Origin of the sequence: Streptomyces sp. R44 (assembly GCF_041053105.1) — a bacterium.
In the GTDB taxonomy this organism is placed as follows: Bacteria; Actinomycetota; Actinomycetes; order Streptomycetales; family Streptomycetaceae; genus Streptomyces.
On the sequence record NZ_CP163444.1, the window covers coordinates 8,558,011 to 8,579,931 of the forward strand.

25 protein-coding genes are annotated in these 21,921 nt (G+C 72.7%); 14 read left to right on the forward strand and 11 right to left on the reverse strand.

Annotated features, from left to right (window positions below):
* The first annotated feature begins 77 nt into the window (after positions 1–77).
* Positions 78–350, forward strand: coding sequence for a hypothetical protein (locus tag AB5J54_RS39500; RefSeq protein WP_369148803.1), 273 nt, complete (start codon positions 78–80; stop codon positions 348–350).
* A 65-nt stretch (positions 351–415) separates the two neighbouring features.
* On the opposite strand, the gene AB5J54_RS39505 is transcribed toward AB5J54_RS39500, so the two are convergent.
* From AB5J54_RS39505 to AB5J54_RS39515, 3 genes are all read right to left on the reverse strand, one after another.
* The gene (locus AB5J54_RS39505; protein ID WP_369148804.1) at positions 416–637 is read right to left on the reverse strand and encodes a ferredoxin; all 222 of its coding nucleotides are present in this window, start codon (positions 635–637) and stop codon (positions 416–418) included.
* Between the two features lie 14 nt (positions 638–651).
* The gene (locus tag AB5J54_RS39510; protein WP_369149606.1) at positions 652–1,863 is read right to left on the reverse strand and encodes a cytochrome P450; all 1,212 of its coding nucleotides are present in this window, start codon (positions 1,861–1,863) and stop codon (positions 652–654) included.
* Between the two features lie 225 nt (positions 1,864–2,088).
* A complete protein-coding gene (locus AB5J54_RS39515) occupies positions 2,089–3,387 on the reverse strand; it encodes a sensor histidine kinase (protein ID WP_369149607.1) in 1,299 nt (432 codons plus the stop codon).
* A 234-nt stretch (positions 3,388–3,621) separates the two neighbouring features.
* On the opposite strand from AB5J54_RS39515, the gene AB5J54_RS39520 reads away from it, so the two are divergent.
* The 3 genes from AB5J54_RS39520 (at position 3,622) to AB5J54_RS39530 (ending at position 5,312) form a co-directional block, all read left to right on the forward strand.
* The gene (locus AB5J54_RS39520; RefSeq protein WP_369149608.1) at positions 3,622–4,176 is read left to right on the forward strand and encodes a heme-binding protein; all 555 of its coding nucleotides are present in this window, start codon (positions 3,622–3,624) and stop codon (positions 4,174–4,176) included.
* Positions 4,177–4,254: 78 nt separating this feature from the next.
* On the forward strand, positions 4,255–4,848 hold the full coding sequence (locus AB5J54_RS39525; RefSeq protein ID WP_369148805.1) for an ankyrin repeat domain-containing protein: 594 nt from the start codon (positions 4,255–4,257) through the stop codon (positions 4,846–4,848).
* A 26-nt stretch (positions 4,849–4,874) separates the two neighbouring features.
* Complete coding sequence (locus AB5J54_RS39530) at positions 4,875–5,312, forward strand: glutaredoxin domain-containing protein (RefSeq protein WP_369148806.1); 438 nt, start codon at positions 4,875–4,877, stop codon at positions 5,310–5,312.
* A gap of 4 nt (positions 5,313–5,316) precedes the next feature.
* Here the strand turns inward: AB5J54_RS39530 and sigJ are convergent, their stop codons facing one another.
* On the reverse strand, positions 5,317–6,270 hold the full coding sequence (gene sigJ / locus AB5J54_RS39535; protein WP_369148807.1) for an RNA polymerase sigma factor SigJ: 954 nt from the start codon (positions 6,268–6,270) through the stop codon (positions 5,317–5,319).
* Positions 6,271–6,465: 195 nt separating this feature from the next.
* On the opposite strand from sigJ, the gene AB5J54_RS39540 reads away from it, so the two are divergent.
* Positions 6,466–6,897: a hypothetical protein gene (locus AB5J54_RS39540; RefSeq protein WP_369148808.1), complete on the forward strand. Its 432-nt coding sequence runs from the start codon at positions 6,466–6,468 to the stop codon at positions 6,895–6,897.
* A 497-nt stretch (positions 6,898–7,394) separates the two neighbouring features.
* Here AB5J54_RS39540 and AB5J54_RS39545 read toward each other — a convergent pair whose 3' ends face one another.
* Positions 7,395–8,417: an ArsR/SmtB family transcription factor gene (locus AB5J54_RS39545; RefSeq protein WP_369148809.1), complete on the reverse strand. Its 1,023-nt coding sequence runs from the start codon at positions 8,415–8,417 to the stop codon at positions 7,395–7,397.
* A gap of 120 nt (positions 8,418–8,537) precedes the next feature.
* Here AB5J54_RS39545 and AB5J54_RS39550 point away from each other — a divergent pair, with 120 nt between their 5' ends.
* Entirely contained in the window at positions 8,538–9,500 is a 963-nt protein-coding gene (locus tag AB5J54_RS39550) for an SMP-30/gluconolactonase/LRE family protein (protein ID WP_369148811.1), read from the forward strand.
* 10 nt (positions 9,501–9,510) lie between these two features.
* On the opposite strand, the gene AB5J54_RS39555 is transcribed toward AB5J54_RS39550, so the two are convergent.
* On the reverse strand, positions 9,511–10,491 hold the full coding sequence (locus tag AB5J54_RS39555) for an MBL fold metallo-hydrolase (RefSeq protein WP_369148813.1): 981 nt from the start codon (positions 10,489–10,491) through the stop codon (positions 9,511–9,513).
* A gap of 102 nt (positions 10,492–10,593) precedes the next feature.
* On the opposite strand from AB5J54_RS39555, the gene AB5J54_RS39560 reads away from it, so the two are divergent.
* The gene (locus AB5J54_RS39560; RefSeq protein ID WP_369148815.1) at positions 10,594–11,148 is read left to right on the forward strand and encodes a GNAT family N-acetyltransferase; all 555 of its coding nucleotides are present in this window, start codon (positions 10,594–10,596) and stop codon (positions 11,146–11,148) included.
* A 21-nt stretch (positions 11,149–11,169) separates the two neighbouring features.
* On the opposite strand, the gene AB5J54_RS39565 is transcribed toward AB5J54_RS39560, so the two are convergent.
* The 3 genes from AB5J54_RS39565 to AB5J54_RS39575 all read right to left on the reverse strand — a co-directional run bounded on the left by AB5J54_RS39565 (position 11,170) and on the right by AB5J54_RS39575 (position 12,898).
* Positions 11,170–11,661, reverse strand: a complete 492-nt coding sequence (locus tag AB5J54_RS39565) for an SRPBCC family protein (RefSeq protein WP_369148817.1) — start codon at positions 11,659–11,661, stop codon at positions 11,170–11,172.
* An 86-nt stretch (positions 11,662–11,747) separates the two neighbouring features.
* Positions 11,748–12,134, reverse strand: a complete 387-nt coding sequence (locus tag AB5J54_RS39570) for a VOC family protein (RefSeq protein WP_369148819.1) — start codon at positions 12,132–12,134, stop codon at positions 11,748–11,750.
* Between the two features lie 140 nt (positions 12,135–12,274).
* Positions 12,275–12,898, reverse strand: coding sequence for a histidine phosphatase family protein (locus AB5J54_RS39575; protein ID WP_369148821.1), 624 nt, complete (start codon positions 12,896–12,898; stop codon positions 12,275–12,277).
* A 131-nt stretch (positions 12,899–13,029) separates the two neighbouring features.
* On the opposite strand from AB5J54_RS39575, the gene AB5J54_RS39580 reads away from it, so the two are divergent.
* Entirely contained in the window at positions 13,030–13,995 is a 966-nt protein-coding gene (locus AB5J54_RS39580; RefSeq protein ID WP_369148823.1) for a restriction endonuclease, read from the forward strand.
* A gap of 5 nt (positions 13,996–14,000) precedes the next feature.
* Here AB5J54_RS39580 and AB5J54_RS39585 read toward each other — a convergent pair whose 3' ends face one another.
* Positions 14,001–15,227, reverse strand: a complete 1,227-nt coding sequence (locus AB5J54_RS39585) for a PP2C family protein-serine/threonine phosphatase (protein ID WP_369148825.1) — start codon at positions 15,225–15,227, stop codon at positions 14,001–14,003.
* A 151-nt stretch (positions 15,228–15,378) separates the two neighbouring features.
* Between AB5J54_RS39585 and AB5J54_RS39590 the strand changes: the two genes are divergently transcribed.
* The 4 genes from AB5J54_RS39590 (at position 15,379) to AB5J54_RS39605 (ending at position 18,463) form a co-directional block, all read left to right on the forward strand.
* Positions 15,379–15,912 carry a GNAT family N-acetyltransferase gene (locus AB5J54_RS39590; protein WP_369148827.1) on the forward strand — a complete coding sequence of 178 codons (534 nt, stop codon included), beginning with the start codon at positions 15,379–15,381 and terminating at the stop codon, positions 15,910–15,912.
* A 93-nt stretch (positions 15,913–16,005) separates the two neighbouring features.
* Complete coding sequence (locus AB5J54_RS39595; RefSeq protein WP_369148829.1) at positions 16,006–16,710, forward strand: VanZ family protein; 705 nt, start codon at positions 16,006–16,008, stop codon at positions 16,708–16,710.
* Between the two features lie 9 nt (positions 16,711–16,719).
* Positions 16,720–17,391 carry a response regulator transcription factor gene (locus AB5J54_RS39600; protein WP_369148831.1) on the forward strand — a complete coding sequence of 224 codons (672 nt, stop codon included), beginning with the start codon at positions 16,720–16,722 and terminating at the stop codon, positions 17,389–17,391.
* Positions 17,384–18,463, forward strand: coding sequence for a sensor histidine kinase (locus tag AB5J54_RS39605; RefSeq protein WP_369148833.1), 1,080 nt, complete (start codon positions 17,384–17,386; stop codon positions 18,461–18,463). The genes AB5J54_RS39600 and AB5J54_RS39605 overlap by 8 nt, the downstream gene beginning before the upstream one ends.
* A gap of 19 nt (positions 18,464–18,482) precedes the next feature.
* On the opposite strand, the gene AB5J54_RS39610 is transcribed toward AB5J54_RS39605, so the two are convergent.
* Entirely contained in the window at positions 18,483–19,676 is a 1,194-nt protein-coding gene (locus AB5J54_RS39610) for an MFS transporter (protein ID WP_369148835.1), read from the reverse strand.
* A 121-nt stretch (positions 19,677–19,797) separates the two neighbouring features.
* On the opposite strand from AB5J54_RS39610, the gene AB5J54_RS39615 reads away from it, so the two are divergent.
* Complete coding sequence (locus tag AB5J54_RS39615) at positions 19,798–20,526, forward strand: hypothetical protein (protein WP_369148837.1); 729 nt, start codon at positions 19,798–19,800, stop codon at positions 20,524–20,526.
* 63 nt (positions 20,527–20,589) lie between these two features.
* A complete protein-coding gene (locus tag AB5J54_RS39620; RefSeq protein ID WP_369148839.1) occupies positions 20,590–21,903 on the forward strand; it encodes a sensor domain-containing protein in 1,314 nt (437 codons plus the stop codon).
* Positions 21,904–21,921: the final 18 nt, after the last annotated feature.

A 21,921-nucleotide genomic window follows, 5' to 3' on the forward strand; every position in this document is an offset into this window, starting at 1 on the left:
GGGACGAGCGTGTCACAGTCGGCCCTGCGCTGGAGCGGTTGTGGTCGCCCGACCGGTGGGCGCATAGATTGTGACGTGTGGAAATACCTGCCGCCTTCCGCTGGGTGCTTCTTGCCCTGGCCGTTCTGCAGCTCGCTTCCTTCGTCGTCGTCCTGCGCCGGCTGCGCGCCGCCGAGCGCGGGCGGAGTGTCGAGGCGCGGATCGATCTACTCGACTCCTTCAGCGGCATCCTGCTGCTCGCGGGACTCGGTCTCGGCAGCCTTCCCCTCGGGGTCGTCGGTCTGGGCCTGATGGGGCTGGCCCTCGCGCTGAAGGGGGTCGGCTTCCTTCGGTCTCGTCGCCATGCCTGAACCAGGACACTGAACCGGCCGCCACGCGCGGGACTCGGCACCGCCGCCGCGGCGGTGCCGAGGCCTCACCCCCGCTGTGACGGGTCCGTCCCGCCGACCGGGTCCTGGAGCGTGATCGCCTGTACGGGGCAGGCGCGGACCGCCTCGCGGACCAGCGTCCCGGTCCCGTCCTCCCGGCCCGGGAGAACCGTCCCGAAGCCGTCGTCGTCCTGGGTGAAGACGTCCGGGGAGGTCAGCGCGCACTGCCCCGCGCCGATACAGACGTCCGAGTCGATCGAGACCCTCATGTGCCCCGCTCCTCTCACCATGTGACGGGGAGTTCGAGCATCCCCTGGATCGTGTCGCCCGGTTTGAACGGGACCTCCTCGGCGGGGACGGCCAGTCGCAGCCCCGGCAGCCGGCGCAGCAGCGTCCCGAGCGCGATCTCCAGCTCCGCCCGTGCGAGGTTCTGCCCGAGGCACTGGTGGATGCCGAAACCGAACGCCACGTGGTGGCGGGCGGACCGGGCCCAGTCGAGGGTGTCCGGTTCGGCGTAGGCGGCGGCGTCCCTGTTGATGACCGAGGTCGAGAAGACCACGCCCTCGCCCGCGCGGATCACCGTCCCGGCGACATCGATGTCCTCGCGCGCGACCCGCAGCAGTCCGTCGGCGATCGACAGGAACCGCAGCAGCTCCTCCACGGCGGCAGGTACGAGCCCGGGGTCCGCGCGCAGTTCGGCAAGCCGCTCCGGGTGGCTCAGCAGGGTGTAGGTGCCCAGCGAGATCATGTTCGCCGTGGTCTCGTGCCCGGCCACCAGGAGGATCGTCGCGAGCTGCACCAGCTCCTGCCGGTCGGGACCGCCGTCTTCCGATCCGCGCGCCACCAGGTCGTCCAGGACGCCGTCCCCGGGCTTCAGCCGCTTGCGGTCGATCAAGTCGCCCAGGTAGCCCTCGAGCTGGGCGAGCGCGTCCTCGGTGTCCGCCACCGTCGGGCCGCGCAGCAGCCGCCGCGACTGCTCCTCGAAGAAGTCGTGGTCCGCGTACGGCACGCCGAGCAGGTCGCAGATGACGATCGACGGCACGGGCAGCGCGAACGCGCTCACCAGCTCGGCCGGCGGTCCCTGCGCCTCCATCGCGTCCAGGAGCCGGTCCACGGTCTCCTGGATGCGGGGCCGCAGGCTCTCGGCGCGCTTGAGGGTGAAGCTCGGGATCAGCAGCCGCCGCTGGGCGTTGTGCTCGGGGTCGTCCCAGCCGAGCAGCGGCGTGCGCCGGCGCCGGCGCACGGCGGTCGCGCGTTCCGTCGGCAGCGGGAAGTCGCCACGGGTGGAGTCGGTGGACAGGCGCTGGTCCGCGAGGAGCGTGCGCGCGGCCGCGTGTCCGGTGACGAACCACACCTGCCTGTCGTCCCACAGGGTGACCCGCGACAGCGGGTGCTCGTCCTCGGTCCGGGGGTAGGCGGTGGGCGGGTGGTAGGGGCAGGTCCGGTCCTGGGGGAACGCCACGGCTTTGGTCACGGGGGCCTCGCTAGGGCGGATCGGTGGCAGGGGCTGTGGTGCCGGCGTCTGTGGTGCCGTCAACGTCGTGCCGTCAACGTCGTGCCGTCATCGGTAGTGACGTCACCTGTGATGCCGTCATCTTGTGGTGCCGTCTCCACTACATGCCTCAGGCACCTATCTGGTCTACACACAGTTCGGCCATTCCACCGGAACGGACGAGGCCCGTCCGGCGGAGGCGCCGGGGCGGGCGTATCGCGCCCGGTCTCAGGACAGTGGCGACAGCGGGATGACGGCCGTCAGGACCGTCCCCTCGCCCGGTGTCGACTCGATGGTCAGGGTGCCGCCGAGCTGCTGGACACGCGCGCGCATCGCGGGCAGGCCGTGGCCGCGCACCCCGCCCGGCTTCTCGACGGGGTCGAACCCCCGGCCGTCGTCGGCGATGTCCAGGACGACCTGATCGTCCAGGTGACTGAGGGTCAGGGCCGCCGTGCCGGCGCCGGCGTGCTCGCGGATGTTGGCAAGGGCCCCCTGGGCGATCCGCAGCAGCGCCGCCTGTACGCGGTCGGGGAGGGCGGCGGCGGGCGTGCCGTCCTGGTGGAAACGGACCCGGAGGGTGTCGGACGACTCCCGTTCGGCGAGGGCGCGCAGCGCTTCGTCGAGGCCGCCGCCCCCGGCGAGGTCGGCGGGCGCGAGGTCGTGGACGAAGCGGCGGGCCTCTGCGAGGTTGTGCTCGGCGATGGACCCTGCCGTACGGATGTGGCGGCGGGCGGCGGCCCGGTCGGTGTCCCAGAGCCGGTCGGCGGCCTGGAGCAGCATCTGCTGGCTCGACAGGCCCTGCGCGAGGGTGTCGTGGATCTCAATGGAAAGCCGCTGCCGCTCGGCGAGCGTGCCCTCGCGGCGCTCGGTCGCGGCCAGTTCCCGGCGGGTGCGGACGAGGTCGATGATGACGGTCCGGAGCCGGTCCGCCTGGCGCTGGGAGTAGATGAACACGGCGGTGGCGACGGCGGCGACGGCCGGCGGCGCGAACAGAAGGTTCGGATCGAAGCCGAAACGCAGCCGCAGCTTCACCTGGGCGCCCACGACGATGGCGGTGAGCAGGGCGACCAGGATGATCGCCGACCGGGTACGCAGGGAACGCAGGCCCGTGTAGAAGAGCGGCACCGCGCACCAGCCGAAACTCGGCGCCAGCGCCACGAGGGCGAGCCAGGTCCCGATGACGGCCGCCAGCCAGAGCCCATGGGCCGTGGTGGGGGACACCCGGAGCCCCCCGGCCCGGCCACCGCGCCCGTCGGTCCCGGCCCGGCCGCCACGCCCCTCGGACCCGACCGGTCCGCCACGTGCGTCGGCCTGGCCGGGGCCGAGGACCGGACCCAGCACGTACAGCAGGGCCAGCACGATGGCCAGAACGATGACCCACGGGGTCCCGGGAGCGCCGGGGTGGACGATCAGATACCGGGTCAGCGACGAGCACAGCAGGACGAAGAACGCCACGTGCATCACGGTCGCGAGCCAGCCGGCGTCCGGGTCGCCCGCCTCCGTGTCGATCGGCGACCGCCTGTCCATCCGCACCGTCCACTCCTTGCCTGCATCCGACCGTTCTCCCCGGCCCAGGCTATCCGGATGATCGCACTCCGCATCGACCGATCGGTTGACCCCCGTGTCGTCCGCCGGGTGCGCCGGCCGGAGCCTGTAGGCCGACCGGAGGGGCCCGTGAGCGGCTCCAGGATGGATGGCGGAGCGGGAACGCAGAGCTTCCCGAGCCCCCCGAGGGGGTTGATGCCCAAGGAGCTGATGATCGTGAAGAAGATGACCCTGCGCACCCGTGTCCTGACCGGTACCGTCGCCGCCGGCGCGCTCGCCGCGGGCCTGTTCGGCACCGTCTCCGCGAACGCCGCCGCCCCGGCCGCCGCTCCCGCCGCCGTCACGGCCGACGCGGGCAACGGCAACACGACGCAGTCGACGCACCTGGCGATCGAGGCCGCCACGAAGGCCGCGCAGGCGTCCCTGGACGCCGCCGAGAAGGAGAACCAGCGGGTCTCTGTCGCGGTCGTCGACCGCAACGGCAACACCCTCGTGACCCTGCGCGGCGACGGCGCCGGCCCGCAGTCCTACGAGTCGGCCCAGAAGAAGGCGTACACCGCCGTCTCCTGGAACGCCCCGACCTCGGAGCTCGCCAAGCGCCTCACCAACGCGCCGACCCTGCGCGACATCCCCGGCACTCTGTTCCTCGCCGGTGGCGCCCCCGTCACCGCCAAGGGCGCGCCGATCGCGGGCATCGGTGTCGCGGGTGCCCCCTCGGGCGACCTGGACGAGAAGTTCGCCCAGGCCGGCGTCGCCGCCCTCGCGAAGTAACACCCCTCAGACCCCGGCGGTGCCCGGCCCCCCGTCCGGGTGCCGCCGGTCTTCTCGTCACGGACATGGAGGACAGGGATGGACGACCGCAACAGCCGGCTCCTCGCGGCCGCCCGCCGGGGCGACGCCGACGCGGTCCGCGCCGCCCTGGCGGCGGGCGCCGCGGTGGAGGCCCGCGACGAGGAGCTGCGCTCCCCGCTGCTGCTCGCCTCGCTCGGCGATCACGTGGCCGCCGCCCGGGCCCTCGTCGAGGCCGGCGCCGACCCGAACGCCCAGGACCGCCGCCAGGACAGCGCATGGCTGGTCACCGGCGTGACCGGCAGCGTCGAGATGATGCGTACGCTGCTCCCGGCCGGCCCGGACACGACACGGCGCAACCGCTTCGGCGGGATCTCGCTGATCCCCGCGAGCGAACACGGCCACGTCGCCTACGTACGGGCGGTCCTGGACGAGACCGACACCGACGTCGACCACGTCAACGACTTCGGGTGGACGGCCCTCCTGGAGGCCGTGATCCTCGGCGACGGAGAACGGCCGCACCAGGAGGTCGTCGAACTCCTCCTCACCGCCGGCGCCGACCCGAACCTCGCGGACGCGGAGGGCGTCACCCCCCTCCGGCATGCCGAACGACGTGGCTTCGACCGGATCGCGCGCCTGCTCACATCAGAGTGAAAGCCCCTTGGGTAGGCTGCGTCGTCATGACACGTGCATGGATCCTGCCGACCCTGATGGTCATCTGCGGCTCACTCGTCGCCGCCGGGCCGATCACCCGGGGGAGCCCCGTCCTAGGCGTCGTCATCCTCCTGGCGTTCCTGCTGCTCGCCCTGGTCAACTCGCCCCTGATCTTCCCCGGGTCGATCGGCGCGGTGGAAGCCCAGCGGCGCAGCGAGAGCGACGGCCGGCCGATCGTCTACTGGCGGCCGGGATGCCAGTACTGTCTGCGGCTGCGCATGAGCCTGGGCCGCCGTGCCCGTCGGCTGCACTGGGTGAACATCTGGCGCGACCCGGACGGAGCGGCGGCCGTGCGGGCGGTGAACGACGGCAACGAGACCGTGCCGACGGTCTTCGTGGCGGGCCGGCCGTTCACCAACCCCGATCCCGCGTGGGTACGCGAGCAGCTCTCGCCTTCCGCCTGACGGGTCAGCTCGCGCCGTCCTCCGTCCACGGGCGGAGCTTCTCCGGGTTGCGGACCGCCCAGATGCGGGTGACGCGGCCGTCGGCCAGGTCGAACGCCGCCACGGTCACGGTGACACCGGCGTTCTGGGCGACGAGCCCGGGCTGACCGTTGACGGTCCGTTCCAGGAGCGTCAGCCCGGGAGCCTTGTCGGCGATGTGGATGAGGTACTGGGCGATGAGCCTGCTGCCCTCGACGGGGCGCAGCACGGTGCCGACCAGGCCGCCGCCGTCGGCCGTCATCGTGGCCTCGGGGTCGAGCAGATCGACGAGGGCCTGGATGTTCCTCGCCTCCCAGGCCTCCTTGAAGTGCCGTACCAGGGCCGCTCGTCCGGCCACCGGCGCCGCCGGGGTCTGCGCGGCGCGGACACGCCGACGCGCCGAGGTCGCCAGCTGCCGGCAGGCAGCGGGGGAGCGGCCGACGATGTCGGCGATTTCGGCGAACGGGTACCGGAACACGTCGTGGAGGATGAACGCCACGCGTTCGGCCGGCGTCATCGACTCCAGGACGACGAGGAACGCCATGTTCACCGACTCGTCCAGGGTGATCCGGTCGGCGGGGTCCACCGGCTCGGACCGGTCGCCGTCCGCCCGCACACTGGACCACTCCACACGGTCCGGCAGCGGTTCGGGCAGCCACGACCCGACGTAGCGCTCGCGCCGGACCCGCGCCGAGCCGAGCATGTCCAGACAGACACGACCGGCCACCGTCGTCAGCCAGGCCCCGGGCGACTCGACGGCCTCGCGCTGCCGCGGCGACAGCGCGTACCAGCGGGCGTACGTCTCCTGGACGGCGTCCTCGGCCTCGGCGAGCGAACCGAGCAGCCGGTAGCCGAGGTTGAGCAGATGGCGCCGCTCGCCGACGACCACGCTCAGGTCCGGCTCGGACCCGTCGAGTCCCGGCTCGATGGAGGTGCTCATGATCGCGCGTGCTCCCTGGTTCGTTCGTGCGATGACGCTCTCGTTCCCGTGCCCGTGCGACGCGAATGAGCGGTCCCGGAAACAAAGTTCGGCACCCGCCTCACATTTCGCGGGCCTGCGTCGTCGGACAGTCGAGACACTACCGAGCCACCGCCGCGAGGCAACCGCCGCGAGGCAGAAGAAAAGGATCACGTCATGGCCACGACTGCGCAGACCACCGCGGAGACCACGGCAGCACAGGGCAGCGGCAGCCGCACCTTCCTGCGGGTCTCGATCGCCCTGCAGACCCTCACCCTCTTCTTCCAGGCGTCGACCGCCGGGCTGTTGCTGACCTCGTCCACCGGCGAGCTGCTCCACAGCGTCGGGGCACGGGTGACGTACGGCGCGACCATGCTGTACGTGCTCGCGGCGGTCCTGGCCTGGAAGCCGGGCGGCGGTTCGCCCCGTCCGATCCTCTACTCGACCGGCTTCCTCGTCCTCTCCTCGATACAGGTGGTGCTGGGGATCGCGCACAAGCCGGCCCTCCACCTCCCGCTCGGAGTGCTGATGTTCGGCCTCAGCGTGCTGGCCCTCGCCCAGATCCTCACCGCCCAGTGGAAGGAGCGCTCCGGCACGGGACGGCGGTAGTCGCCTCCGGGCCCGCCCCCGGTGGCCGGCATGATCGCGGAGCCGTTCTCCTGTGATGCACATGTCCGCTCCCGTTCATGCCCTCGCCCACCGGCCGTTGACGACCGAGGCCGTCGCCGAGCTCGTGGCACTGCCGGCCGTGCCGCCCGTCCCGGACGACGACGTCGACGCGGAGGTACGGCTCCGGGGCTGGGTCGGGGAGGACTCGCTCGTCTGCGAGTCCTTCCGCACCGCGCACGGCCACGTGCTCTGTACGGATGTGGTCAGCCCGTTCGGATGCCAGGAAGCCCGGACGTTCCTGGTCTTCGGAGAGGTCTACCCCGTCGACCCGCACGACGAGGACATGGCCAACGCCTCGTGGCTCTACGGCCTCATGGATGCAGCTGTCCTGCACTCCCCTCGACTGCGCTCCGGAACTCCCGCCCGCCGAGGACGAGGACGGGCTTGCCGAGTGGATCGCCGCGCACATCGACTGGTGACCCGGCCGTCCGGGGCCCTCAGATCCCGGCCAGCAGGGAGCGGCCGAGCGGCGTGAGGCTGTGGAGCACCGCCGTGCCGGTGCGCACCGTGTCGACGAGTCCCGCTCCCCGCAGGACGCTCGCGTGCCCGCTGGCCGCCGCCAGGGACACGGAGGCACGCTCGGCGAGGGCCGTGGTGGTGGCGGGGGAGCTCAGGAGCGCCAGCACCTGGGCCCGGGTGCGGCCGAGGAGCGCCGCGAGGGCCTCCGGGCGGTCCTCCACCGGGCCCGCCGCCCCGGCGTGGACCGTGTCGTCGGCGTCGTACATCGGGTAGACGAGGACGGTCGCCGCCTCGGGGCGGTACATCACCATGGGGCCGGTCGCGAACCACGAGGGGACCAGCAGGAGCCCACGCCCGCACAGCGGGACGTCGTATCCCGACGAGGAGGGCAGGTGCAGCGTCGGCGGCTGCCACCGCCAGGTCGTCCCGAGCGTGGTCAGCAGGGCGTCGACGCCCCCGCGCAGCAGCATCTCGGCCCGGAGCGCCCGGTCGGTGAGGGTGTCGCGGCGGATCCGCGGCCACAGGGGTTCGACCGAGGTCTCGAAGTAGCGGCGGGTGTCGTCCCGCAGCGCGCGGGACGCGGCCGGGGAACCCTGGGCGAGCTCGTGGGCCCACCGGCCGGGCCGGGCCAGGCCGCCGTTCCAGCCGGAGACCTCCGGGATCCCGAGATCCCGCGCGAGCCGTTCCACGGGCGTCGACGCGGCCGCCGCCAGGGCGTCGGCGAAGTCGTGCGCCGAGGGTTGCAGCAGGAAGTCCGGTACGTAGCCGTCCTCGGCGACGAGTTCGGCGAGGACACCGGCCCGGGCGCCCGCGCCGCCCCGCAGGGAGCGGTGCCACCGGCGGGCTGCGGGCCTCGGACGGTGGAGCTGCCCGCGGCTCTGGCGCGCACGGCCGGGCCGGAGACTCAGCCGCAGGCTCAGGGCGGTCTCCGAGAGCGCGTCGGCCGCGGGGGCGAGGGTGATCCGGCCGAGGTCGGCGGCCGTGAAATGAAGGCGGATCATGCGAACCGATTATCGGCCCGGCGGACCCTTTCACCCAGGGGTGAAAGGCAGTGCGTTCCGGGCGAGGACACAGGACGCTCCCCTTGTCCCCCTCACCACTCGCCGCCGGAGGTCGCGCCGATGCGCCCCGTCCCCGTCCGAACAGCCTGCCTCGCAGCCACGGTCCTGCTCACCGCCCTCGCCGGCGCTCCCGGCCCCGCGAACGCCCGGGAACTGCCCGACACCTATGTCGTCTCCCGGGACCCGGGCGTGCTTCCCGAAGGGATCGCGGTCACCCCGGACGGCACCCTGTACGTCTCCTCGGACGGCCGGGGAACCCTGTACCGGGGCCGCGTCGGCGAGCCCGACCTGAAGCCCTTCCCCGCGCGCGGCCTGGAGAACCGGCCCAGCACCCTGGGCGTGCACACCGACCGGCGCGGCCGGGTCCTGTCCGTGGGCGGTGCGAGCCTGACCGTCCACGACCGTCACGGACGGCTCCTCGCCACCCGCACGGCACGCAGCGGACCGCTCGGCGCGCCCCGCCTCAACGACCTGGTCGTGACCGAGGACGCCGTGTACGTGACGGACTGGGCCAACCCCGTCGTCCACCGGGCCGAGATCCGGGGCGCCACGCTCGGCCCCCTCGAACCCTGGCTCGACATCCGCGCCGCCTTCCCGCAGTTCCCCGCCCAGTACTGGCTGTTGAACGGCATCGTGGCCGACGAGTCCGGCTCCACCCTCCTGGTGGCGTCCAACGGCACCGAGGCCGTCTGGCGGATCGGCACCGCGGACAAGGACGTCAGCCGGGTCGACCTCGGCGACCAGTCCTTCGGCCCCGACGGCATGGTGCTCCACGGCCGGACGCTGTACGCCGTGCTCAACTACGGTGCCCCGCACGGCGTCTACATCGCCAGGCTCGACGAGGAGCTGCGGACGGGCACGGTGACCCATCGCCTCACGGACGGACCCTTCGACCTGCCGACCACCCTGGCGCGACACGGCTGCCGCCTCTACGTGGTGAACAGCCAGCTCGACGAGCCGCCGGGCCGGCCCCCGTACACCGTGAGCGCGATCGACGACCCGATGTGCGGGGACGGACCGTGACCCGCCTGCGTCAGCGTGGCTCGGAAGCGGGCCACGCGCGCGGGTAGGGCACGCGCAGCGACTCGGCCGCCACGGGGGTGTGGCCGGCCGCCGCGCGCAGCCGCCCGTCGCGCAGGACGATCCCGCCCGCGGAGAGCATGGACTTCACCAGGTCGGCGGCCAGCGCCTCGGGCGTGAGACGCAGCAGGCGTGCGGCGTCCGTCAGCCACGCACGCGCGTGGAGGTACGGTTCGACCTCCTCGGACGGGATGCCGTCGCGGATCATGAGAGCGAAGGCGAAGATCCGGCGGGCGCCGTACCAGACGGCCCCGTCGGGGTCGTCGACGAGCCGCCGGCCCCGGCGCAGGGCAGCGGCGAAGGCGGCACGCGTGTCGGCCGGGACCGGCCCGTGGGAGGGCAGGATCACCCGCGGGTCGAGGTCGGCCATCCGCTGGAGGGAGGCGAGCGCCGTGGCCGCCGCGTCGGGACCGTCGAGGGCCAGGTCGACCCAGCCGACGTCGTAGTCCGACAGCGCGTCGCCGACCACGAGCAGCCGCTCCTCCGGCTGCCACAGGGCCAGGTGGCCCGGCGTGTGACCGGGGGTGCGGACGACCTCCCATTCCGTGTCGCCGAGACGGAGGATCTGCCCGTCGTCGAGGGACACGTCCACGGAGTACGGGGCGACCGGCTGGTCGAGGTACTCCGCCGAGCAACAGCCGGGGTCCCGGCGGGAGATCGCCTCCGCTTCGGGTGCCCCGGCGGCGACGGCGGCGCCCTGCGCCTGGAGGAGGGCGTTGCCGCCGACGTGGTCGGAGTGCCAGTGCGTGTTCACGACCAGGGCGATCCGCCCGGCCCGCGCACGGGCCCACTCGGTGGTCTCCCGGGCGTGGCCGACGAACCCGGAGTCGACCAGGGCCGGTTGCCTTCCCTGCAGCAGCAGCGTGTTGGCGTCGGGGAACGGCCGCTGCCACCAGGTGGCCCAGGACGGCAGCTCCGGCGGTCGCAGGCTCACGGCGGCGCTCCTTCGGTTTCGACGGACATCACGATCAAGGGATCGTACGGGCGGTCGGATATCCGATCGACACCCCGGTCCCGGTCGGGTTGGCTGGAGGACATGCCAGAGCTGCGAACCGATCGCCTTTTGCTCCGCCGTTGGCGGGAGTCCGATCTGGAACCCTGGGCGGCCATGAACGCCGATCCCGAAGTGCGGGAACACCTCGGGGACCTCCTGACCCGGGAGCAGAGCGACGCCGTGGCGGCCCTCATGCAGGCCGAGTTCGACCAGCGGGGTTTCGGCTGGTGGGCGCTCGAATCACAGGCGACCGGTGAGTTCATCGGCCGCGCGGGCCTGGACGTGGTGGGCGAGGACATGCCCTTCGCGGGTGTGGACGTCGGGTGGCGCCTGACCCGTACGGCATGGGGCCACGGCTATGCCACCGAGGCCGCGCGGGCCTGTCTGGCCTTCGGCTTCGGGGTCCTCGGGCTGCCGGAGGTGCTCGCGTCGACGACCGTGAACAACCTTCGGTCCCAGGCCGTCATGCGCCGGATCGGCATGACCCGGAATCCGGCGGACGACTTCGAGGACCCCAGCGTCCCCGAGGGACCGCTGCGCCGGTGCGTGCTGTACCGGACCCCCGCGGAGCTGCGTACGACCTACCGGGACACGTGACGGCCCGACGGATGCCCGGCCTCAGGCCCCGGCGGTCGCGGTCCGCGCGATGCGTTCGAGGGTGGTGCGCATTCCGGCCCGGTTGAGCGCGACGCGGCGGGCGGGGTTCGATCCGGCGAAGACCGTGCCGAGCAGGTCGGCCACCTTCGCCCGGGCCCCGTCGGTCCGCAGGTCCTGCCAGAACTCGGTGAGCCGGGTCCCCGAGCCCTCCGGTTCGAAGCGGTAGCCCCAGCGGGCGATCGGCAGCCCGAAGACGCTGACGTCGAAGACGAACTCGCTGTCCGGGCGCATCCGTGTCACACGCCCCTGCGTCGGCCAGAGGAACGGACCGCGCCGGTTGAAGCCGACGAACCGGGTTCCGGTCCGTGCCGGAGGCCGCAGGATCCATACGGAGCGGCACTCCGGGCTCCACCGCCCCATGTTCCGCAGGTCGGACACCAGTTGGTAGACGACCGCAGGCGGCGCGTCGACGACCGTGCTCTCCTCCAGGCTCCACTGCCGATCGATGGCCATGACCCGCTCCCCTCGTACGGTGGGGGAGACCGCCCCCACTCCCTACTCGCCGGTACGTTAGCGGGCGCGGGAGCGGCCTGTCTCGCTCAGTTCTCGACGTCCTGCGGGTACCAGCGCAGTTCGACCGTGTTGCCGTCGGGGTCCTTCACGTAGACCGACTGGGCCGAGCCGCGGGCTCCCCAGCGCGGGACCGGGCCCTCCAGGACCTCGAACCTGCCGGAGTCGATGACCTCCTGCCAGTCCAGGGGGTCCACGACCAGACAGATGTGGTCGACGTTGGACTCGCCGCGCGGGCGGGAGAACAGGTCGATGACGGCGGTCTCGTTTATCCGCACAGAGGGGAACGACACCTTGCCGGCCCGCCACTCCTCGACGCGCTCGGGGGCCAGGCCCAGGGCGCCTGTGTAGAACTCCAGGGACTTCTCGACGTCGGTCACGTTGAGCACCAGGTGATCGAAGGCTTTGACTCGCATGAGGGGCTCAATACCTTTCTGAGGTTGCGTCTCGTCTTGATGATCATGGTGACTGCGGAGGCCGTGGGCAAGTGCCCCGGAGGTCCGCGATCCGGACCACCCGCCTCCGGTCCACGGCTTCCGGGCGGCTCCCCGTGCCGTCAGATGTGGAGCTCGGGAGGGAAACCCGTCCACCGCAGCTCGGCGGGGAGATGACCCGTGTCGTTGAAGAAGAGGACGGCGGGGGCCCGGTCGGACGTGTAGCGGATGACGGTCAGCGCCGCGTTCGTCTGGTTGATGCCCATCCACCGCGCCTTCGGGGCGTCGAGGGCCTCCCGGACGAGCCAGGCGATGAGGAAGTTGTGCGTGACGACGAGTTCGTGGCGCGGCTCGTCGCCGTCGACGGGGCCGGTGAACCGGGCCACGGCCTCGGAGGCCAGTCCGGGGCCCTCTTCCCGCTCCTGCGCCGGGAACCGGGCCAGGAAGTCGAGCATCGCGTCGGCCGACTTCGCGGGCAGTTCCTCGCGCCGCGGAATGTAGGGGATGTAGTCGCCGGCGGGCGGGGACACGCGCAGGGGGACCCCGTCGAGCTGGTCACCGATCAGCCGAGCCGTCTGTTCCGCGCGGGCCAGCGGGCCGTGATGGATCGCTGTGAGAGGTGCCTTCCGGAGCCGCTCCCCGAGGAGGACGGCCTGACGGCGCCCCCGGTCCGTCAACGCACTCTCGTCCTCGTTCGCTTCACCGTGCCGCGCCAGATACAGGTAGCGGGCGGCTGTCTCCGTCATGCTCGACTCCTCCGGCCAGGTTCATGATCATCTGAATGAGTGGACAGACGTGCTGCGGCGCCATGTGGTTCCGCTGCCAGGGGTGTTGCCACACGAGGGGCGGTGTCAGTGCCTGTCCTTAGGCTGCCGCCATGAACGTGAGGGAACCTTCCGCGGACGAGGTCCGCCCCGCACCGGAGCGCACGGTGCGGCACCTCCTGGAGTCGGCACGCGAGCAGGCGACACAGCTGACCCTGGAGGCCGCCTTCGCCTGGATGACGGAGGGGCGGCTCGCGTACGACCTGGTTGCCGACTGGCGCGGTCTGCAGGAGGAGGCGAACGCGGAACTCGACCGCTGCTGTACGGCCCTGCGCGGCCTCAGGAACGCGACGACCCCACAGGACACCGTGCGGTACGGCCGGTGCGCGGCGGAGGCGATCCTCGCAGGAGAGCTGCGGGAGCTGGTGTCCCGCACGAAGAAGGCCGTGGCGTGGTCCGAGCAGGCCCGTGACGCGGTCATGGCGGACCTCGGCCGACTGGTGAGGGAGCGACGCACCGAGTTCCCCTCGGCCAAGGCGGCGCCCCTGGGGGAGTTGCTCGAGGAACTGGCGCGGGCACGGGCGGACCTCGCCCGCTCCCTGGAGACGTACCGGGAGGAGATGCGCGAGCTGTCCCTGGAGGAGGAGCGGCGCCAGGAGTTCCTGCGGAGCGACGGCAGCGTCTCCCTGGAGGAGATCCGCGACCTGTCCAGCCGCGGATTCGAGGAGCTGATCGCCTCACTCCTCGAACGCGACGGCTGCGAGGTGCGGCGTACGCACGGCGGGGCGGGGGACCGGGGAGCGGACGTCATCGCCGTGGGCGGGAACGGGGAGCGGATCGTCGTGCAGTGCAAGCTGCGGAGGAAGCCGGGTGCGGCGATCGGGGTCGTCGACGTGCAGACGTTCAACGGCACGGCACGGCCCGACCACCGGGCGACCCATCCCCTCATGGTGACGAACGCCCGCTTCACCGCCCAGGCGGAGGCGGCCGCGGCGAGATACGGGATCACACTCATGGACAGGAGCGCGCTGCGGGTCTGGGCGACCTTCGGGAAACCCCTTGTGTTCGCCGTCGCCTGAGGGCGTCAGAGCCGGAGGAGGACCAGGGCCGTGTCGTCGGTGACACCGGAGGGCGGGGTGAGCTCGGTGAGCAGGATGTCGGCCAGAGCCTCCGGGGCGGCGGCCCGGTGCCGGGCGAGCGCGTCGGCGAGCCTGTCCAGACCGGTGTCGATGTCCTCGCGGCGGCGCTCGACGAGCCCGTCGGTGTAGAGCGCGAGGACCGTGCCGTCCGTGAAGGGGGTCCGGGCCTGGGGCCGGGGCGCGTGTTCGGGGAGCGCCCCCAGTGGGGGGTCGGTGGCCCGGTCGAGGAACTCGACGGTGCCGTCGGGGTGGCAGAGGACGGGAGGGGGATGGCCGGCACTGCTGTAGGTGAGGACACGGTTCGTCCAGTCGATCACGACGGACACGGCCGTGGTGGACTCGGCGCCGTGGACGTCACGCGAGTACAGGTCGAGGACTTCCAGGGCGCGGGCGGGGCCGTCGGCGACGCGTGAGGCCGCCGACAGGGCGCTGCGGAGGAGTCCCATCACGCCGGCGGCGCGCAGACCGTGGCCGACGACGTCGCCCACGGCGACCGCGGTGCGGCCGGGCAGCTCGACCAGGTCGTACCAGTCGCCGCAGACGTTGAGCGCTCCGGTGGCGGGCCGGTAGCGGACGGCGGCGTGGTGGTGGCCCAGGGGGCGGGGCGGGGGCAGCATCGCCTCCTGGAGGTGGAGGGCCACCTCGCGCTCGCGGGCGTGCGCCCGGCGCAGGCGCTCGTTCACCTTCTGCAGTTCCCTCGCGCGGGTGTAGAGCTCGGACTCCAGGACCTGGGCGCGCTCCCCGGCAGTGCCCCTGCCGCGGGCCTGCATCAGTTCGGTGACCTCCTCCACGCGGTGCAGAAGGAAGGCCACGGAGCCGTCCGGCGCGAGGACGGGGGCGTTGACCGGGCTCCAGTACCGCTCCTGCCACTGCCCGGGCCGGTCGGGGGCCTCGACGTCGTAACGCTGCAGTGCCATGGTGTCGGGTTCCCGGGTGGCGAGGACCCGCTCCAGGGAGGCGCGCAGATTGCGCACGCCGGTCGCGGACGGATCGTCCGGGTTGTCGGGGAAGACGTCGAAGAGATAGCGGCCGACGACCTGCTCGCGGGTCCGGCCGGACATCGACAGGAAGGCCTCGTTGACGTCCGCGAAGACCAGCCCGGGGGTGAGCACCGCGACGGCACCCGGCAAGGCCTGGAACACCGCTTCGTAATCGATCCCGGGTCCGTTCACCCTTCACCTGCCCGTCCGCCGCGGGTCCGGCCATCAGACTGCCCCCACGATAGGCGCGACCTGCGAGTACGGCCTCCGGACGGAGTCCGTTCCGGGGCCGTCGTCCACCCCGGAGCCTTGCCGTGCGCCGAAACGAAGAGATCATGTCGAGATGACGGATCACCACTCCTCCGCGTCGCCGACCGTGGTGCGGCTCGCGGAGTACACGAAGGCCGACCAGACCGAGATCCTCGGCGACGGTGCCGATCCCTTCGGCGTCGCCGACGCCGGACTGACCTGGCTGCCCAAGAAGGAACACTTCGGCATCAGGCGGCAGGACCGCCTCGTCGCGCACGCCGGCCTGCTGCAGCTGCCCCTGTCGGTCGCCGGCTCGGCGATACCGGTGGTGGGCGTCGGCGGCGTGGCCGTCGCCCCCGACCTGCGGGGCCACGGACTGGCGCGCGCGGTCGTCGCGGCGGCCCTGGACCACGCCCGGACACTGGGCCCGCGGTACGGGCTGCTCTTCTGCCGACCGCCCCTCGTCGCGCTCTACCGGCGACTCGGCTGGCACCTCCTCGAACAGCCCGTCCACGTCGAACAACCCGAGGGGCCCGCGATCATGCCGCTCCGCACGATGTGGACACCGCTCCACGACGACGCGACCTGGCCGCCGGGAGAGGTCAGGCTGCTCTCGCTCCCCATGTGACCGACGACGCGGCCCGGGGCTCGTCCCCGCATATCGCGGGCGTATCGAAAATCGCATACGTCACGGCAACGGGGACTCGTCTTCCCTGGGCGTATGAACGACCACACCCCTGCGTCCGTCCCGCTCCGCCGCGCGCGCCGGATCGTCCTGCCCGGTCTCGCGGTGCTCGGCCTCGCGTGCGGCCTGTACGTCCTGCGGGGCCCGCTCCTGATGGCCGCCCCGCGCTGCGTGGCCGGGCAGTGGCACGGCTGCTTCGACACGTTCAACGGTGTGGTGCTGATGACGCTGGTCGCGCTGCCCCTGGCGTTCCTGGTGGTGTGGGGTCTGGCGTACCGGCGGCGTGCCGCCGGAGCGAGGTCGGCGTGGCGGATGTCGCTGGCCGAGGTGGGCATGGTCCACGGGACGCTGCCGTTCCTGGGGCTGACCATGATGCCGGGGGCCGGCGCCGGGGTCGTCCCCGGCCGGGTGAGCCTGGTCCCGCTGCGGGACCTGGTCACGATGGGGACGCTCGGGATCATCGGCAACCTGCTGGTCTTCGCGTCGCTCGGGTTCTTCGCCCCGATGCGGTGGGCGGCGCTCGCCTCCGTACCGCGGATCCTCGCGCTCGGGGCCGGCTGCTCGCTCCTGGTCGAAACCGCTCAGTACGTCCTGCGGCTCGACCGGGTGTCCTCCGTCGACGACGTCCTGGTCAACACCACCGGCGCCGTCCTGGCCGCGCTCGCGTCGCGCCGCTGGTGGCGCACTCCGGGGGAAGCGCCCTCGGACACTCCCCGCCCGGCACTCCAGGCCGCTGCTTAGGCTTGAGCCATGCGCGTACTGATCGTGGAGGACGAGCCCTACCTGGCCGAAGCAGTCCGTGACGGGCTCCGCCTGGAAGCGATCGCCGCCGACATCGCCGGCGACGGCGACACCGCACTGGAGATGCTCGGCGTCCACAGCTACGACCTCGCGGTCCTGGACCGCGACATCCCCGGCCCCTCCGGCGACGAGGTCGCCCGGCGCATCGTCGCCTCCGGCAGCGGCATCCCGATCCTCATGCTCACCGCGGCGGACCGGATCGACGACAAGGCCTCCGGGTTCGAGCTCGGCGCCGACGACTACCTGACCAAGCCGTTCGACCTGCGCGAGCTCGTCCTGCGGCTGAGGGCCCTCGACCGAAGGCGCGCGCACTCCCGGCCCCCGGTCCGCGAGGTCGCGGGCCTCCGGCTCGACCCCTTCCGCCGGGAGGTCTTCCGCGACGGACGCTACGTCGCGCTCACCCGTAAGCAGTTCGCCGTCCTCGAAGTCCTTGTCGCCGCCGAGGGCGGCGTCGTCAGTGCCGAAGAGCTCCTCGAACGGGCCTGGGACGAGAACGCCGACCCGCTCACCAACGCCGTACGCATCACCGTCTCCGCCCTGCGCAAACGGCTCGGCGAACCATGGATCATCGCCACCGTGCCCGGAGTCGGGTACCGGATCGACGCCGGCTCGCATGGATAGGCGCCCCGGGCTCAGCGCCCGCCTGAAGCTCACCCTCAGCTACGCCGGATTCCTCGCCGTCGCCGGCGCCCTCATGCTGGCCGTGGTGTGGGGCTTCCTGCTGCGCTACGTACCCGACAACTCGCAGGGCCTTCTCGGGATCTCGCCCAACCGCTACCTCCTCGTGCACACCTTCGCCCCCGCCGCGGCCGTGGCGATGGCCTTCCTGCTCGTGTTCGGCCTCGTCGGAGGATGGATCCTCGCCGGCCGGATGCTCGCACCGCTCGACCGGATCACCGCCGCGGCACGGACGGCGGGAAGCGGATCGCTGTCCCACCGCATCCGCATGAAGGGCCGCCGGGACGAGTTCCGCGAACTGTCCGACGCCTTCGACTCGATGCTCGAACAACTCGAGTCCCACGTCGCCGAGCAGCAGCGCTTCGCCGCGAACGCCTCCCACGAACTGCGCACCCCGCTCGCCGTCTCGCGCACTCTCCTCGACGTCGCCCGCGAGGACCCCACGCGGGACCGGGACGAACTCATCGAACGCCTGCAAGCCGTCAACACCCGGGCGATCGACCTCACCGAAGCGCTCCTCCTGCTCAGCCGCAGCGACCGCGGGAACGTCACCCGCGAGAGCGTCGACCTCTCCCTCGTCGCCGAAGAGGCCGCCGAAACCCTGCTCCCCCTCGCCGAACAGCGCCGGATCACCCTCGACGTCACCGGCGAGGCCGCCCCGACCAGGGGCTCCGCCGGGCTGCTGCTGCGGATGGTCACGAACCTCGTCCAGAACGCCATCGTCCACAACCTGCCCACCGGTGGCACCGTGACCGTCCACACCGGGACGCGGGACGACGCGAGCGTGGTACGGGTCGAGAACACGGGCCCTCCGCTGCCTCCGGAGCTGGTGCCGACCCTCACCGAACCCTTCCGGCGCGGAACGGAACGCGTACGCACCGACGAGCACGCCGGTGTCGGCCTCGGCCTCGCCATCGTGCACAGCGTCGTCCGCGCCCACGACGGGACCCTCGACCTCGCCCCTCGCCCCGGCGGCGGCCTCCTCGTCACGGTCACGCTTCCCCGCACGCCGTAGACCCTCCGACGCCTCCGCTTCACACCGCTTCCGTCCGCACCGGCCGGCGCAGCAGATACACGGCCGCCGAGGTGACGAGAAGCAGCATGCAGCCGGTGAACACCAGGCCCGCCTGCTCAAGGCCGAGCGGTTCGGCCAGGAGGCCGACCCCGATGACCGGGATCGAGATGCCCGTGTACGCCACCACGAACAGGGTCGAGATCACCGCCGCACGCCGCTCCACCGGCGCGGCCGCGGCGACGGCGGACAGCGCCGCGCGGAAGGAGAGCCCCTGGCCGACTCCGCCGACGACAGCGGCGAGGACCACGAGCGCAAGCAGCTCGGCGGAGAGCGCCCCCGCCAGGAACGCAAGCCCGGCGAAGAGCACGACGCAGCCCAGCGGCAGGGACCGGGGCACCCCGAAGCGGCCGACGGCCAGCTGACCGGCCGTGGAGGAGAAGAAGGCCAGCGCGACGATCAGACCGCTCACCGCGTGGTTGTCCACCTGCAGGAACTGGGCCAGGAAGGCGGGGCTGACCGAGGTGAACACCCCGAACAACGCGAACCCCGCGAAGGACGCGATGGCCGCCGGCACGAACACCGGGCGGACCTGCGCGGGCAGCGCCGGCCGCTGCGGCCGTACGGCGCTCAGCGGCCGCGGGTCCCGCACGGTCTCCGGCAGCCGCAGCAGGACGACGACCGATACGGCCACCAGGGCGAGATGTACGGCGAAGGGGAGCAGCAGCGGCTCGGGGGCGTACTCCGCGAGCAGGCCGGCGAGCAGCGGCCCGCAGCCCAGTCCGCCCATGTTGGCGGCCGTCGCCACGAGCGTCGCCCGGGACTGGCCGCCGGGCGGGGCGAGATCCATGACGTACGCGGTGGCCGCCCCCGTGAACAGGCCGGCCGACAGGCCCGAGAGCAGCCGGCCCGCGTACAGCCACGCCAGTCCGTCGGCGCTCAGGAAGCAGACCGCACTCATCCCCGCGAAGCCGAGCCCCCACAGCAGTGTCGGCCGTCGGCCGACCGTGTCCGAGGCGTTGCCCGCGAGCAGCAGCACGCCGATGACCCCGAAGGCGTACACCGCGTACACGACGGTCACCGTCAGCTCGGAGAACCCGAATTTCTCCTGGTAGAGCGGGTAGAGCGGAGTCGGCAGCGTGGTGCCGGTCATCCCCACGACGAACACGGCCCCGGCGAGCAGACACCGCAGCCACCCCTGACGATCACCAACCATGCCGCCGACCGTAACCCCCACCCGCGCCCCCACCCGGCAACGCGACGCCCGCGATCGGGTCATCGACCGTGCCGGCCCAAAGCGGGCTGGACGAGGGGGACCCACGAGCCAGACTGTGCGCATGGACGGATGGATCCGATCGGGGAGTGAACCCGGTCCCGCACTGTACGGACGCCTGCGCGTCGAGACCGCCGACCTGGGGCCGGCCCGCCGCCTCACCGAACGCCGCCCCGGGTACGGCGATTTCGGCACCGTCGCCGGCGTCGCCGCGCCCGGCTTCCCGGCGTACGCGCGCGTGCTGCACCCCGCCGCCCTCGACGAGCGCCCGGTCCGCTGGGACACCGTGGCCGCCGCCTGCGGACGGCGGGTCGAGGCGCTGACGGACTGGTACGAGGTGATCGGTGCCGAGCGGTTCCACCAGAACCGCTCGGAGTACGGCCTGCCCGGAGTCTGGGACGAGCATCCCGCCGAAGGCCCCACGCCCGGTGCGGTCGCGCGGGCGATGATCCCCGTCCTCGCGCGCCACACGGGCACGCCGGACCACTGCTGGTACGGGCTGTGGGAGGGGTACGGCCGCTGGGACTGGGAGGGGATCCCCACCTTCCCGACCCCGGGCAGGGACGAGATCCTGCTGTCCGGGACGCTGGCCGACGCGGTGTCCCCGGAATTCCTGGACGAGTTCGCCGAACTCCCCGACCTGTGGTGGCCGCAGGACGGCGTCTGGTGCGTGGGCGGCGACGTCGACCTCGTGAGCACGTACGTCTGCGGATCCGAGGAACTGATCGCCGACCTGCTCGCCACACCCGGCCTGGAGGCCCACCGGGTCACGGCCTCCGACCGCGTCGGCTGAAGGGAGGCGGAGGACCCCCGGCGGGCTCGTCGCGCGCACGGCGCTCGTACTAGCGTGGGGCGCATGGCCACGTCGTACTCCTCCGCCGCGGGAAGTCGGTGGCGACCGGCGACGAGGGGCCTCCTGCACATGGGAGGGGCCACGCTCGTGCGGTCGCTCTACCTGCTCACCGCTCCGGTGACCGCCGCCGCCGGACTGCTCCCGGCACTCGGCGCGCTGTTCGCCTCGACGGCCGGCCTGCTGCTGCCGTCCGGTTCACCGGTCGTGGCTCGCGCCCTGGCCCCGGCCCGGTGGTGCGCCGACCTGGAGCGGTGGCGCATCGCCCGGGTACGTCCGGTAGCCGGGGAACGGGAGGGCGGTGACGCCGCGTCGGCTCCCGTCCCGTGGCTCGACGCCGCCCACGCGCTACTGGTCCTCCCCGTCGCCCTGGTCACCTCGCTCGTGACGGCGCTGTGGTGGTTCGTCGGACTCGCCTGCGTCACCTGCGCCCTGCGCTACGAGGACGCGCCGCCCGGATCCCTGCGGCCCCTGGCCCTGACCGCGGGCAGCGCCCCGTCCCACATCAGCGTGAGCCTCGGCCTGTCGTCACCGACGGACCGGGCCCTCTTCGGGACCGCCGTCGGCCTCGCGCTGCTCCTCACGCTCCCGCTCGTGACCCGGGCGTGCGCCACGGCGCAGGCCGGTCTGGGGCAGGCATTGCTCTCCGACACCTCCGCTCTGCACCGCCGGATCAGCGGACTCGAACGCGAACGGGACACCGCCCGGGCCCAGACCCTCGCGGCGGTCACCGCCGAGGCGGCCGCACTGCGCCGCCTCGAACGCGACATCCACGACGGTCCCCAGCAGCGCCTCGTCCGCCTCGCGCTGGAACTGGGGCGGGCCGAGCGCCACCTCGACAGCCGGCCGGAGACGGCCAGGGCGGCCCTCGCCGACGCGATCGTCCAGACCCGGGAGGCGCTGGAGGAGCTGCGGGCCCTTTCCCGCGGCATCGCCCCGCCGATCCTCGTCGACCGCGGCCTGCACGAGGCGCTCACCTCCCTCGCCGCACGCTCCACCGTCCCCGCCGCACTCGACACCGCGCCCCTCGGCCACCGGCCCGACCCCGCCGTCGAGACCGCCGCCTACTTCGTGATCGCGGAGACTCTGACCAACGTGGCCAAGCACAGCCACGCGCACCGCTGCTCCATCGGACTACGCCACAGCGAGGGAACCTTGAGGGTCTGGGTCACGGACGACGGGGTGGGCGGCGCGCACCCGGGCAAGGGGCACGGCCTGCGGGGCCTGGACGAGCGGCTGCGCGCCGTCGGCGGCCGGCTGCACGTGGACAGTCCCGCCGGGGGCCCGACGACGATCACCGCCGAGCTGCCGTGCTGCTGACCCCGAACGACGGAGCGC